At 44.3% G+C, this 14732-nt stretch carries 12 protein-coding genes and 2 tRNA genes; 6 read left to right on the top strand and 8 right to left on the bottom strand.

Annotation, left to right across the window (positions count from 1 at the left end; genetic code table 11):
* Positions 1–19: 19 nt before the first annotated feature.
* The 6 genes from FX988_RS17150 to orn all read right to left on the bottom strand — a co-directional run bounded on the left by FX988_RS17150 (position 20) and on the right by orn (position 5702).
* Complete coding sequence (locus FX988_RS17150) at positions 20–1762, bottom strand: bifunctional protein-serine/threonine kinase/phosphatase (protein ID WP_160181316.1); 1743 nt, start codon at positions 1760–1762, stop codon at positions 20–22.
* 5 nt (positions 1763–1767) lie between these two features.
* Positions 1768–2634, bottom strand: coding sequence for a formate/nitrite transporter family protein (locus tag FX988_RS17145; protein WP_160181315.1), 867 nt, complete (start codon positions 2632–2634; stop codon positions 1768–1770).
* 735 nt (positions 2635–3369) lie between these two features.
* Positions 3370–4353 carry a transposase gene (locus FX988_RS17140; protein WP_160181314.1) on the bottom strand — a complete coding sequence of 328 codons (984 nt, stop codon included), beginning with the start codon at positions 4351–4353 and terminating at the stop codon, positions 3370–3372.
* A gap of 185 nt (positions 4354–4538) precedes the next feature.
* Positions 4539–4613 (bottom strand) — tRNA-Gly (locus FX988_RS17135).
* A gap of 294 nt (positions 4614–4907) precedes the next feature.
* Positions 4908–4982 (bottom strand) — tRNA-Gly (locus FX988_RS17130).
* Positions 4983–5156: 174 nt separating this feature from the next.
* Positions 5157–5702 carry an oligoribonuclease gene (gene orn / locus FX988_RS17125; protein WP_160181313.1) on the bottom strand — a complete coding sequence of 182 codons (546 nt, stop codon included), beginning with the start codon at positions 5700–5702 and terminating at the stop codon, positions 5157–5159.
* Between the two features lie 112 nt (positions 5703–5814).
* On the opposite strand from orn, the gene rsgA reads away from it, so the two are divergent.
* The 4 genes from rsgA (at position 5815) to FX988_RS17105 (ending at position 9450) form a co-directional block, all read left to right on the top strand.
* On the top strand, positions 5815–6843 hold the full coding sequence (gene rsgA, locus FX988_RS17120; protein WP_160181312.1) for a small ribosomal subunit biogenesis GTPase RsgA: 1029 nt from the start codon (positions 5815–5817) through the stop codon (positions 6841–6843).
* A 175-nt stretch (positions 6844–7018) separates the two neighbouring features.
* Positions 7019–7879, top strand: coding sequence for an archaetidylserine decarboxylase (gene asd / locus FX988_RS17115; protein ID WP_160181311.1), 861 nt, complete (start codon positions 7019–7021; stop codon positions 7877–7879).
* 2 nt (positions 7880–7881) lie between these two features.
* Positions 7882–8748: a DMT family transporter gene (locus FX988_RS17110; protein ID WP_160181310.1), complete on the top strand. Its 867-nt coding sequence runs from the start codon at positions 7882–7884 to the stop codon at positions 8746–8748.
* Positions 8749–8757: 9 nt separating this feature from the next.
* On the top strand, positions 8758–9450 hold the full coding sequence (locus tag FX988_RS17105) for a glycerophosphodiester phosphodiesterase (protein ID WP_160181309.1): 693 nt from the start codon (positions 8758–8760) through the stop codon (positions 9448–9450).
* A 21-nt stretch (positions 9451–9471) separates the two neighbouring features.
* Here FX988_RS17105 and FX988_RS17100 read toward each other — a convergent pair whose 3' ends face one another.
* Both FX988_RS17100 and FX988_RS17095 read right to left on the bottom strand, forming a co-directional pair.
* Entirely contained in the window at positions 9472–9882 is a 411-nt protein-coding gene (locus FX988_RS17100) for a MerC domain-containing protein (RefSeq protein WP_160181308.1), read from the bottom strand.
* 195 nt (positions 9883–10077) lie between these two features.
* A complete protein-coding gene (locus FX988_RS17095; protein WP_160181307.1) occupies positions 10078–11349 on the bottom strand; it encodes a methyltransferase in 1272 nt (423 codons plus the stop codon).
* A 236-nt stretch (positions 11350–11585) separates the two neighbouring features.
* On the opposite strand from FX988_RS17095, the gene FX988_RS17090 reads away from it, so the two are divergent.
* Positions 11586–12878 carry a M24 family metallopeptidase gene (locus tag FX988_RS17090; protein WP_160181306.1) on the top strand — a complete coding sequence of 431 codons (1293 nt, stop codon included), beginning with the start codon at positions 11586–11588 and terminating at the stop codon, positions 12876–12878.
* A gap of 31 nt (positions 12879–12909) precedes the next feature.
* Positions 12910–14676 carry a DUF885 domain-containing protein gene (locus FX988_RS17085; RefSeq protein ID WP_160181305.1) on the top strand — a complete coding sequence of 589 codons (1767 nt, stop codon included), beginning with the start codon at positions 12910–12912 and terminating at the stop codon, positions 14674–14676.
* The last annotated feature ends 56 nt before the right edge of the window (positions 14677–14732 follow it).

The following is a 14732-nucleotide window of genomic DNA, read 5'->3' as shown; positions in this document are numbered from 1 at the left end:
GTAAAAATGATTTGATTGGTTAATTTAACAGTACATATAAAAAATAAAGGTTGCTGATGAGCAATATGCCCGCAACACTTTGCCAGAATGCCACTGGGTTTCGTTGCATAATTGGTGGTTTTGATTGACGCACAAAATCCGCATTGGGATGGCGCATGTCATGGATAAATTCTGAAAGTTCTACGTATCGCTTGTAAGGGTCAATCTTTAAGGCTTTGCTTAATGTTGCATCTAACCAGGCTGGAACTGCGCTATTTTCATCCCGTACTGATTGATAAATAAGGCGGTTTTGCTGAGCACGAGTACGGGTTTTCGCTACATGTGTGGCATATGGAAAGCGCCTGCTTAGCATGTGGTAGGTCAATACCGCCAATGAGAAAATGTCTGAGCGAGTTGTTCCCACCTCACCCAGAAAATATTCCGGCGCCATGTATAAAGCGGTGCCTAGTAGCTCACTATTGCTACAACCTTGACCAATTTCTTGTAACCCTGCCACTGTAGTTGAGCCGAAATCAATGATTTTTACTGTGCCCTTCTCATCGATCATGATGTTTTCGGGGCGAATATCTTGGTGCAGCATGTCGAGTCGGTGAAAAGCTTGTAGACCCTTAGCGATTTGTTCAATAATCCCTCTGACTGTTTCTAACTCTGGGTTAGGGTTATCTGTCATCCATTGACGTAGTGATTGCCCCTGAACATACTCAGTCAACACGTAAATATACTGTTTAGGCCGCTCACTGGGTGGCACACTCAATACATGAGTATTGTGTATTCTTCGCCCTATCCATTCTTCTAAACAAAAACGTTCGAGAAATTGCTCATTGTCAGACAAGTCCACAGACGGGCACTTTAAAACCCAACGCAGCTCTGTATCTTTATCCTCGACTAAATACACATGGCTTCGCGCTGATACGTGTAGTGAACGGATCACCCGGTACCCATCAAACACTTGCCCCACCTTTAGCGCTGGGGGTAAAGGCAACGCGGTCATCACGTCTGTTACCGGCTTATCTTGGGAAGGTATAAGCTGGCTAACATAGGCGATTTGTAACGTCAGATTATCGTCGCTGCCGTTAGCTAGCGCCGCTTGCACTAAAGACTGAGCACGGGCGTTAATATCTCGCTCCTGTTGCACGCTAGCAATAGAAGCCAAGCCATTGAGTAAATCTGTGGGAGGCAAAAACTCATGTACACCGTCAGTACACATCACAAACACATCCCCTTGGCATAAAGCTATCGACGAGTAATCGATATCCAATTGAGTATGCATGCCTAATGCACGACTGAGGTAACTTTGCCCTTGCGCTGCGTAATGTCGGTGATCATTTGATAGTTGCTCTAAAACGCCTTCGCGCAGCAAATACACCCGAGCATCACCCACGTGGAATACATGTGCAGTGTTATTTTTTATGACTATCGCACTAAACGTGCACACATAGCCTTTTTCAATATCGTAGCGAAATTCGCTTTGCTTGGTGTAACCATGTAGCCATGCATTAATTGATTGCAGCACTCGCTTCGCGGATGTTTCAACAGACCAGGCATCAGAGGTGGCGTAGTAATCTTGTAAAAAACTATTGATCGCCGCTTTACTCGCCACTTGACTGACTGAGCTGCTTCCAATGCCATCGGCCATAGCAAGTACTTGACCCTTTAATCGACTTTGGGCGTCATGAACACAGTGAGAGCCGCAATGGTCCTGATTAATGGGTTTAAGGCCAGCAACTGAATGCTGGCCAACGGCTACTTTAGCTAGATGCATGTCACTTAACGAGATGCATGCTCTGCGACTGAACTAGCAGCAACATCAGGTGTTTTGCTGTATGGCAAATCACGCTTTTTACCGGTACGCACATGAGTGCTGTAAAGGGTTAAACCAGTAAAGGCTAAACCACCAACCAAGTTACCTAGGGCTGTCGGGATTTCGTTCCATACTAGGTAATCCATGACGGAGAAATCACCACCTAAAATAATGCTGAATGGAAATAAGAACATGTTCACAACTGAATGCTCAAAACCCATGAAGAAGAACAGGAAGATGGGCATCCACATGGCGATGACTTTACCGCTTACGTGTGTTGAAATCATTGCGCCCACCACACCTAACGACACCATCCAGTTACATAACATGCCGCGAATGAAAATAGTAAACCAACCAGCTGTACCAAATTCAGCATACCCCAAAGTACGCGCTTCACCGATTGATGCGACTTTCTTACCAATAGCACCCGGATCAGTATTAAAACCATAGGTAAAAATGAACGCCATCATTATTGCAACGGTTAATGCACCGCAGAAGTTACCTAAAAAGACTAAGCCCCAATTACGCAACACGCCTTGAACGGTGACACCTGGTCGCTTATCGAGCAGAGCCAATGGTGTTAATACAAACACACCGGTTAATAAGTCAAACCCCATAAGGTAAAGCATACAAAAGCCAACGGGGAATAAGATTGCGCCAATTAAGAACACCCCGGTTTGCACAGCAATAGTGATCGCGAATACTGCTGCTAAGGCCAATATCGCCCCCGCCATGTAAGCACGAATAATGGTATCTCGTGTGGACATGAATATTTTTGCTTCCCCTGCGTCTACCATTTTGGTGGCAAACTCTGATGGTAATAAATAAGCCATTTTGAACCCCGTTTAAGTCAATGTATTTAGCCAGTATTAAAAGTGGTTCGGGTATTACTTAAATTTTGTCCTTTCAAACAAACAAAAAACGGCGTCAGTCTTCCCACCACATAAGCAGAAACACTAGACGCCGTCGTCAGAATTAATTTGTTTGAGAGGGCAAAATCCCCCGAACCCTTAATGCTTGTTACAAATCCTATGCCAACGAGATAAAGCGGAATATTTTCAATTAGTTAAATATTTCAGCAGCACTAAGCTTGATACGGTTCCAAGCACAAGTAACCAGTATAGGGCAGCAATGCCACATTTTGGCGCATTGTAAAAAGCACCAAGAGCGAAGTTAAATAAAATGATAGAAATACGGTATTTTGATCACGCAAATGCCCGCCCCCCTACCTAAACCTCAAAAGCTTTTTGCTACATCTAAGATGATTTAGAGGTCTGGAGCGCTAACCGCGTTACGGGAAACGAGCTCCCAAAAACGTAATATAGACAGCCATGTCTATAAACGTATAAACCGATTCAATTATGCTTTAACATTATTTCTCGATCGTACGAATTCAACGCGATACAAAGTAACCCTACTTCTAAACTGACCATTTGGTGGTTTTCGTGGAATATTAGGGAGATTGAGAAAAGACTGAATGAGGTAAGTGAAATTTAACCAAGCGTCTACTTCACGAGAGGTGCATAAGGGGTATTCGCTGAGATGTAGTAGCTCAGACTAGCTCTATCTTAAGCGCGCTTTAGCAGCGCTTTTGCATTACCCATCCCGCGAATTCGTTGATGGTGGGTATGGCGCTTGAAGGCATTCATCATTTGCTCGCCCCCAGCGGCGTAACAGAAGTGCTTTTCAAACTCAGTGGTTAAGGTCAGCCACTGTGCTGAGTCTAGTCCCAATCTTTGTAGAATAGGGCTTTGAGTGTTATCTATATAACCAGCCTTATCATCACGAATACAACGACCTGTGGTATCAATAAGCTCACAATAGTCTTTGAGTGAATACGCAATACCTTTTGGCATGTTTTCTTTCAGGTTTCCCGCAAAGGGCATTAGCGTACTCGGTTGAGCTTGATGATATTTAGCAGAGTGAATACGTTTTTTAATACTGGTGTGTGTTGCTGTTTCAGGTGTTTTGGCTATTTTCGCTCTAATGGGATTTAAATCCACATAGGCCATACAAGCTAGCACGGCGCTTTCATCTAGTAGGGCTTGTGATTTAAATCGTCCTTCCCAAAAACGACCCGTACAGTCATCTTCTTTATTCGCTTCACGGGCAATATATTCATTTAAGTCACGCATAAACCAACTGATGTCATATAAACGCTTTCTGTAGATTTCAACAGTGTCATCAAGGGTGATGAGCTCCCCTTGGGTTAAGGTATCCCCGTTTATAAATTTTTGAGTGAGTAACGTGCCTTTATGAAGTATGTGATAACGCTTTAGTACCGATTCGGCATTCCAACTATCAGCCAACTCCTTATCCACACAAAGCACCACATGAGTATGATTACTCATGACTGCATAAGCACAAATATCAATCGCGAACACGGTCGATAAAAACAGTAAACGCTCTTCCACCCAGCCACGACGATGCTCGTAGCTTTGCCCAGTAAGTTGGTTTGTGCCACACAGATAAGACTGACGAACACAACGGGACACACAGTGATAATAAGGCGTATCGATTAAACTGATTTGGCTTTTTCGTGACTGAGGCATAACAGTCGACTCAATAAATTGGAACACACAAAAAGTGTAGTTTAGGAGGGAAAATTAACCACTTTTATATTGGGTGTCTCGATAAAAGATTTTATAAAATTTAGTATCCGGCAACCGCGTTGTCGTGATCCCTGGGGTCGCATACTAACTAAGAATTATCCGAGACTTTTAACGCTTTTAAATTTTGGAGCGGGAAACGAGATTCGAACTCGCGACCCCAACCTTGGCAAGGTTGTGCTCTACCACTGAGCTATTCCCGCATAATGATGTTGTGCTTGGTATGTATTTTGAAGTCTTTTCTAAGATTGTCACTTTCAAAATTGTAGCGCTAACCGCGTTACGGGAAACGAGATTCGTATCCGGCAACCGCGTTGTCGTGACCCCTTGGGGTCGCATACTAAGTAACAATTGTTCAATACTTTTAACGCTTTCAAAATTAGAGCGCTAACCGCGTTACGGGAAACGAGATTCGCATCCGGCAACCACGTTGTCGTGACCCTTTGGGGTCGCATACTAAGTAACAATTATCCGATACTTTTAACGCTTTCAAATTTTGGAGCGGGAAACGAGATTCGAACTCGCGACCCCAACCTTGGCAAGGTTGTGCTCTACCACTGAGCTATTCCCGCGTCGCTTTATGATTTATGACAAAATCATCCGCTGTCATTAACAGCGGGTGCGCATTTTACAAAAACTGGCTGGGGACGCAAGGGTTAATTTGCATTTATGTGAAATTGATTTGCTTAAGTGCTCAGTTTATCGACATTGCGTTGAATTAAAGCCCAATTCAAGCCTTCATCTAATCAGATAGTAAAAATATGTTGGCGATAATACACCAACTCCGCAATGGATTCGCGAATGTCATCTAACGCTAAATGAACGCCTTTTTTACTAAAACCATCTAGCACTTCAGGCTTCCAGCGCTTGACCAATTCTTTCAATGTGCTCACATCAATATTTCGATAGTGAAAATATTCTTCCAGTTCTGGCATGTATTTCACCATAAAACGGCGATCTTGCCCTATGGTATTACCGCATAAAGGTGAAGCACCTTTAGGGACGTACTTTTCAAGAAAGCGAATAGTTTCAGCCACAGCGGTTTGTTCATCTATTGTGCTTTTGCGACAACGCTCGGTTAGCCCTGACTTACCATGGGTATCGATACACCATTGGTTCATGCTATTGAGCACCTCATCGGATTGATGAATGGCCAGTACTGGGCCTTCTGCCAAGATAGTTAAGTTGGCATCCGTCACGATAGTAGCAATTTCAAGCACCACATCTACTTCAGGATGCAATCCCGTCATTTCCATATCAATCCAAACAAGGTTTTGTGCATCCACCGCCATGGTTTCTCCTAAAATCGCGCTAAATTAAGTTGTTGAACGGAATTGCTATAATTCCGACCGAGCTAACGTTACCATAATACTAGATATTAGAAGCAAATGCAGACATTCACCTGTGGCGAAAAAACCCAAACTTACCCATAAACAACGTCGTCAAGTTTCACATAATCGTACTAAGCGATTAGCTGAACCTGCTGGCACCCCTAGCGAAGACCAACTGGCAGAACAACAATCTGGCCGTGTCATTGGCCGTTTCGGTAAACACGCTGATGTAGAAGATAAAGAAGGCAATATTCACCGCTGTCATATTCGTCGTACTGTGCTCAGCGTGGTATGTGGCGATGATGTCCTATTTCGTCCGGGTAAAGACGGCACCGAAAGCATCAGTGGTGTAATCGAAATAGTACAAGATCGTAAATCTGTGCTTACACGTCCTGATTTTTACGATGGAGTAAAGCCGGTAGCGGCGAACATCGATCAAATCATTATCGTCAGTTCGGTCATTCCCGTATTGTCATTGAACATTATCGATCGCTATTTGGTGGCCTCAGAAGATGTAGGCATTGAACCTGTTATCTTGCTTAACAAGGTCGAGTTGCTCAGTGATGAAGAACGAGTTGAGGTAGAGGCGCAGCTCAAAATTTACAGCGATATTGGTTATCGTATAGTGTATACAAGCTGTAAAAAACACACAGGTATTAGCGACCTAGCGCTTTGCTTAAAAGACAAGGTCAGCGTATTTGTCGGTCAATCAGGGGTGGGTAAATCTAGTCTAATCAATGAGTTGCTGCCTGATGCCAAAGAGATTACCAATGAAGTATCAGATAACTCAGGCTTAGGTCAGCACACCACTACGACGGCTAAGTTACTACACTTTCCTCAAGGGGGGGATTTAATTGATTCACCTGGTGTCCGAGAGTTTGCCCTATGGCATATGCCAATGGAACGATTAACCTGGGGCTTTAAAGAGTTCAGAGATTACATTGGTGGCTGCAAGTTTCGTGATTGCACGCATGCAGACGACCCAGGGTGTATCATTCGGGACGCTGCTGAAAAAGGTGATATCAGTATGTTGCGTTACGAAAGCTACCATAAGATTTTGTCTAATTTAGACGAACAGCGCCCTGCACACAGTAAAGTGTAGAGTTCAAATCAAGAGCCTACGGGTGAGAAATTGCATTCACATCGATACACAGTTTCAATATTTCTCACCATTATTTACTAGCATATAGCTAGTCGTGCTTATCATCATTCCCACTCAATAAAATATTACTGTACAATCGTCGGCGGTAAAAACTTTTCGTTTTAGGATTCTCATTTTGTTCGACTCGATAAAAATTGCATTTCAATACATTACGCCTAAGCATTTGATTTCTAGGCTAGTTGGCAAACTTGCGGCGGCAGAGGCAGGTGGCTTAACCACTGCATTGATAAAACTATTTATCAAGCAATATAAGGTCAATATGGCTGAAGCAGAGCGTGAAAATCCTGCTGATTACGCCTCATTTAATGAATTTTTCACCCGCCCACTAAAAGATGACGCTCGGGTTATGTGCCCTAACGAGCAAGACTTGGCCATGCCGGTTGATGGTGCGATGAGTCAGTCAGGTGATATTAAACACGACAGTATTTTTCAAGCCAAAGGCCATGACTACAGCTTAACGACCTTGTTAGGTGGTAAGCCAGAGTTAGCTGCACCTTTCAAAAATGGTAAATTCGCCACTGTATATTTAGCGCCTAAAGATTATCACCGTATTCACATGCCGATGGATGGCCAATTAACTGACATGGTTTACGTGCCGGGTGAATTGTTTTCAGTAAACCCATTGACCGCTAGGCGTGTTCCAGGATTGTTTGCCCGAAACGAGCGCGTTGTGGCAATATTTAATACCCCAAAAGGTAAAATGGCCATGGTATTGGTTGGTGCAACGATTGTGGCTAGCATTGAAACAGTTTGGGCGGGCACCGTCTCACCGCCGGTAGGCAAAAATGTGGTGCACTGGCAGTACCCAAGTGAAGGTGAGGACGCGGTTTTCCTTAAAAAAGGCGATGAATTAGGTCGCTTTAAATTAGGTTCAACCATTGTGGCTTGTTTTGAGCCTGATATGGTTGAGTTAGCAGATTATAGTGCTGGAGATGACACTCGCCTCGGTGATGTTTTCGCTACCTTGACCAAATAGTTGTGGATCCGGTTAAAAAGAGCCTGTGGTCTCTACACCTCACTGTTATGTTGCTGGGGGCGACAGCACTTTTTTCAAAAGTAATCCCCCTTTCAGCGACGGATATTACGTTCGGTCGTTCAATTGTTGCCTGCTTAGCACTTTTTACCTTAGTAAAAATGAGCGGCGGCAAACTCACTCTTTCGCGCAAAAAAGATTACTTTATCGGCATTGGTTTAGGCCTGTTAATGGCTGCGCATTGGGTGAGTTATTTCGCTGCCATGCAATACTCGAGTGTGTCTGTTGGCATGATCGCGCTTTTCACCTTTCCGGTGATCACTGTATTAATTGAACCCTTCTTCGAAGGCATTCGTCTGGTTTGGCAAGATATTCTAAGTGCGTTGGTAGTATTTATTGGTATCTTTCTGATTGTTCCTGAGATCTCATTGAAGAATGACGTTACTTTAGGGATCTTAGTCGGCGTCGGTTCTGCCATACTCTATGCTTTTCGCAATGTATGTCACAGAAAGTACTTTTCTCACTATAGTGGCTCATTGGCTATGGCCTACCAGACCCTAGTGATATTTTTCTGTTTAAGCTTTTTCATTGGTCCAGATTTATTCAACGCCGGTGCTAAAACCTATATTTACCTAGCCTTGCTTGGCACCTTTTTTACCGCTGTCCCCCACGCGCTCATAGCCACCAGCCTGCAACACTTACGGGCAAAAACATTTTCTTTAGTTGCCTGTATGCAGCCTTTGTATGGCGTGATTTTAGCCATAATCGTGCTCGACGAACAACCAAGCTGGCAAACTTATTTAGGCGGAATATTGGTTATCTCGGCCGCTGTGTACGAAACTATTAACACTCAAAAGTTACATAAGAAATAGGCCAATACCATGCTTGTTTTTGCTCATCGCGGTGCCAGTGCTGATGCCCCCGAAAACACACTACTTGCCATTAAAACAGCGCTTGACCAAGGTTGTGATGGCATTGAAATCGATGTGCATCAACACGGCAATGAACTGCTGGTCATTCATGATCAGTGGCTTCATCGCACAACCAATGGCACAGGGCAACTTAAAGACCACAGTTTTAAAGCACTACAACAGCTTAATGCAGGACTAGATGAGCGCATTCCTACGCTGTGGCAAGTCATGGAAATAATCGCTGGGCGCTGCTTATTAAACATTGAAATAAAAGGTGTTTCAGACGTACAGCTGGTACTAGATAACATCGAAAACGCGATACACGAGCTCAGTTTTACCTTAGATCACTTCATTGTTTCTTCTTTCGATCATCACTTGCTGCGCAGTATCAAAGCGCATAATCCCGATCTAAAAATAGGCGCATTGACCGCCAGTAAACCAATTGAATATGCTGCATTTGCTCAAGCACTAAATGCTTATTCAGTCAATGCCGATGTGAGTTTCGTAGATGAGGCGTTCGTACTTGATGCAAAACAAAGAGGCTTAAAATTCTTTGTTTACACAGTTGACCAACCTGCCGATTTAAGGAAATTAGCTGATTGGCAAGTCGATGGTGTGTTTAGCAACGGACCGGGGAAAGCCAAAGTATTTCTGGCAAGTTGAAAAAAAGCGCTGGCAGCGCTTTTAATCAGTAGAGCAGCTGTTTTCTGTCTCACAGCTATGACAACTTTGGCACAGTTTCAAGTTAACAATGTGCGCCCCTATTATCAATAAAGCCCCAGTAGCAATCGTGAATGGCTCGTAAGTTTCGCCAAACATGTCTTTATTCCAGTAAATAATCCCACCTAGCATCAAGCTATAAAGGGGATAAATCTGCCGATGGTAGCGATAGAAACCAGACAATAGCGCCCAAAATCCAACAATCATCGACAGAGACAAAATAGTTCTTTCAAACCAGTCTTGGGCAAAGAAACTTGCGCCAACTAAGGGTAATAAAGGGATCAGAATGGGCAAAGCAAGACAATGCACAGCACATAAACTGGAGGCCCATATGCCTAGTCTATCTAATAGCGATTTATCTTCTGTTACTTGCATTGCTGGTTAACCCTCTAAAATTCGGACGTTATAATATAACATCAATGGCAGTATGCCAAACTTTTTCAAGATAATTTACAATAAATATTAATATAGACTGAGGGGAATAATTTCTGCCCACATCTTCGCAATTACAAGTGAATTAACCGTCACTCCAGATACCTATACCAATCCACATTAATAAGTAGAATGGCATTACTCGGTTGTTACATACTTTTCGAATACCGCCCGTAACATGTAATTACGCGGAGTGATTTGTGCTGCGCAAAATAGGCCGACTTCAACCTGATACCCCTGCTCTTGCATAAAGAGTGCTCGGTCAAGCACGAGCCACAACTCCATAGCCCGGCGAAAGCAGCTGCGCACCGCCTCTAAGCGTGCAAGCAAGGTTCGGCGCTGTTTGCCAATCGCTAAAAACTGAGCAATCTGTTCGTCTGTGGCATTAAACAGCTGATTTTTTTGCTCTGCGGCCCAGTGACAAAATGCTTCGAATCCTTGGTTCAGCTGGCTTTTTTTCACAGACGGAAGAGGAATGTAATTATCGGCGTTTAGTGTCTCTCGTAACCATGTGTCAAAACCAAGCCGATAAGTTAGCTCAAGCTCGCGTAAGTCTTGCTCTCTTGCACCAGCAGTCGCGACTTGTTTAACCGCAAGTTTTAAGTCGTCTTTGTCTAACTCAAGCCCATATTGAATCAAGTTAGCTTGGCAGAATTGGGAAAGCCCAACGTAGCGAGCATCTTGAGTAAGGTGGTAACAACAAGGTGAAATAACCACCTGGGGCGTTTTAACCTTGCCTGCCGCTCGCAGCAGAGCGGTATGTAAATCTCCGCATGCGTGCAAGGCTATTGCGCAGTCTTTACCTGTTAAGTGAGTGGCACTTTGGGCAGCGAGCGCATCATCGCACACAAAACCTTGTTGTACATTCGCCTTTTGGGCAAGCGTGCGGCCTTTATCACATAAAGCCTGTTGCCATTCTAAACTGTGTACACTGGAGGACGTTTTTAATGCTACCAAGCGTCCTAGATGCCCCATACCCGCGCACCATTCAAGATAGTTTTCAGCCTTTTTTGCAGGACCAAGGGCGGCAAAAAAAGCACTAATTTGCTGCCATTTTCGCCCGCCAATACCATGGCTAAAATGCACAGGAACCGAGGTAAATTCAGCGGTATCTTTTTCCATGCTGGGGGTTAAACCACCAAGCGTAAAGTCATCAAGCTGAGTCAATGCCACAATCTGTGACACAAATGGTAAAAATTGGCCGATTCGCGCTTGGGTATCGTCAGATAAAAGGTCGGTCACGGATTGGGAATCTAGCCAATCACACAACTCAGGGTAGTTTTCACGCCATGGCAAATCAGATTGATTAAACGTCGCAAATTGCCACAGAGCTTTATGTTCAGATAACAAATAAGTTAGCTGCTCAAGCCTGTGGGCATAATTAAAATCGTCTCGGGCGTTATTTGGCATGTATTTGTATGGCTTGTTGGGTTAAAAGAAACCTTGGAAATGAATATTTGCGTACAGCAAAAAACACGTTATTGTCCCACGAATTGCCAAGTGATCGAAATATTTTCCAAGCAATTGTGCCCCCCGCAACTGGGTTAAATTCCTTACACCCTATATTGTTGAATTTTATGTCTTGGCTATAACTCTTTTACGTTTTGTAATAATGTTGCTGGCAAGTGTCATATGGAATGAACCTGATGAAAATAACAAAAAGAGCCTTTATTAAAGCCAGTGCTGCAGCGGTAGCCACCCTCCCCCTTTCTCAATCGGTATTTGCAGCAAATAGCTCTGCCTCTTTAGCCACAGATAAAGTAGCGATATTATCCGATATCACGGCATCTAGCCGACCTATCACAGTCAATGAACGTAAAGCGCGCATCAAAAAAGCGCAATCATTAATGGCGAAATCCAATGTGGCAGCGATGATTTTAGAGCCTGGTGCCGCAATGGACTACTTTACCGGGATTCAGTGGTGGCGCAGCGAACGTTTAACCGCTGTGGTCATTCCTCGCGAAGGTGACATTGCTGTTTTATGCCCATTTTTTGAAGAGCCGAGTATCCGTGAATCTCTCAAAGTTGGCGACGACGTACGCGTTTGGCAGGAACATGAAAGCCCATTTGTGTTAGTACAGCAGATTTTGAACGATCGTAATGTAAAAAAGGGACGCTTGGCCTTCGAACATTCAGTACGTTATTTCGTGCTCGACGGGGTTATGGGCCTAATGCGTCAGATGCAACACACTTCTGCAGATCCGATTACCCAAGGTTGTCGCATGTTTAAAAGCGATCACGAAATCGCTCTTATGCATAAAGCAAATGAAATCACCCTCAAGGCATACCAATACGTGCACGCCAACCTTGCGCTCGGGATGAGCCAACAAGACGTCAACCAGCTAATGAGCAGTGCTCAGGCCCAGTTGGGAGGCAGCGGTATTTGGACTATGGCTTTATTCAACGAAGCCAGTGCCTATCCCCATGGCAGCAAGCAGGCTCAAACCATTAACAATGGCTCTGTTGTTTTAATGGATTGTGGCTGTGCGGTGCATGGTTATCAGTCTGATATCAGCCGCACATTTGTATATGGCGAACCAACCAAAAAACAACAGAAGATTTGGCAAACTGTACGCAAAGGGCAGCAAATTGCTTTCGAAAATGCCCAAATTGGCGTACCCGCTGGTGCCGTCGATGACGCAGTGCGAGCCTATTATCAACGCCAAGGCTTAGGCCCTGAATACCAATTACCTGGGCTTTCTCATCGCACCGGTCACGGCATTGGTATGGAAGGTCATGAACCCGTTAACTTCGTGCATCAAGAAAAAACGCGACTGCAGGCGGGCATGTGCTTTTCTGATGAACCAGGTATTTATATACCTGGGGAATTTGGGGTACGTTTAGAAGACTGCATTTACATGACCGACAAGGGCCCACGCTGGTTCACCACACCGCCTGATAGCCTAGAATCCCCGATTGGCGCACTAGCCGTGCTTTAAACACCCTTTTATTAAAATAAGAATCACATTAATGAAAATCAGCATTATTAAAAACACACTTTCACATGCAATCGGCAAACCCCTTGCTATGCTCACATTACTGGCGATGTCAGGGAACACTTGGGCGGATGCCACCGAAGAATTTAACGATTTGCTTAATAGCCACTGGCAAGAAGCGAAAAAAGAGAAAATATTCTTTCGCACCGATCCAGATGCATGGAAGCCCCAAGGAAAATTGGCAGATTTCAGCCCACAGGGGTTCGAGCGCCGTGAAGCCTTTAACCAAACGATGCTTAATAAGTTGGCTCAGATTGACGTTGAACAACTGAGTACGGATGAACAGGTCAGTTACCGCTTATTCAAATATGAGCGTGAAACCGAAGCCAAAAGCTATGAGTTTCAAGACCGTTATTTCCCCATAAACTTTTTAAGCGGTTGGCATACTTATTTTGCTGAGGCCCCTGCCAACATGGCATTTCTAACTGCGCAAGATTACGATCAGTACTTGATTAGCCTTGAAGACTACCCGCGCTTTAATCAAGAAAATATTGATTTACTCGCTCAAGGGGTCAAAACGGGCTTTGTGCAGCACTGTGAAACCTTCAAACACTATCAACAAACCATCACAGCTCACATCGTTGAAAATCCCAAAGACAGTGCATTGTACGAACCATTTACCCGTTTTCCGGCTCAATTTACGAAAAAGCAAAAACAACGCTATGCCAGCAAAGGCGCCGAGCTTATCAAAAACGCAGTAGTGCCCGCCTATGTGCATTTTAACGATTACTTTGTAAATGACTATATGCCCCACTGCCGCCAAGAGCCGGGTATTTCTAGTGTTAAAGGGGGCGCTGACTACTATGCTTACACCGCCAACTATTACACCACTACGGACTTAACACCGAAGCAGATTCACCAACTCGGTTTGGATGAAGTGGAACGTATAAGTCAAGAAATGCACGAGATTATTCAGCAGGTGGGCTTTAAGGGAAGCTATGCAGAGTTTTTGCAATTTTTAGCCACAGATCCACGTTTTTACGCCCAAGACCGTCAGGATGTGATGGAGAAAACCGCTTTTATCACCCAAAAAATGTATGGCAAGTTACCCAGCTTTTTCGCTACTTTGCCACGCAATACGTTCACCATTAAGGGCTCAGCTACACGCGGTGCGTTTTATATGCCGCCACCAGATAACCGCACGCCCGGCACATACTTTTTAACCTCTGATCCTGCCCAGCAACCACTATACAACCTAGAAGCCCTTAGCCTGCATGAGGCTGTCCCTGGGCATCATCTACAAAACGCTATTGCCATGGAATTAGATGTACCTGAATTTCGCCGCACACTAAACCACTCAGCGTTTTCAGAAGGCTGGGGCTTGTACTCTGAGCGCTTAGGCAAAGAAGCCGGTTTTTATCAAGATCCTTATTCTGACTTTGGTCGCTTGGGTTACGAAATGTGGCGCGCGGTGCGCTTAGTCGTAGACACGGGTATTCATGCCTTCGGCTGGAGCCGCCAACAAGCCATTGATTATTTGGGTTCACGCACCGCACTGACCGAGAAAGCCACGGCAGATCAAATCGATCGCTATATATCTTGGCCAGGGCAAGCGCTATCTTACAAAATTGGCGAGCTAAAAATACGTGAACTTCGCAGCAAAGCAGAAGCCAGCTTGAAAGAAAAGTTCGACATACGCCAGTTCCACGATGTAATTATCGGCCAAGGCTCTTTACCTATGGCCGTACTTGAAGACAGTGTCAATCAATGGATTGAAACACAGTTAAAACACGACGAATAACAGCTAGATAAGTTTTGTTACGTTTTACTGAGCATTGTCTGACAAAATGTAACAAA

The organism is Paraglaciecola mesophila, assembly GCF_009906955.1.
Lineage (GTDB): Bacteria > Pseudomonadota > Gammaproteobacteria > Enterobacterales > Alteromonadaceae > Paraglaciecola > Paraglaciecola mesophila_A.
Note: the sequence above shows the minus strand (reverse complement) of the source record. Positions and strands in the feature narration are given on the sequence as shown.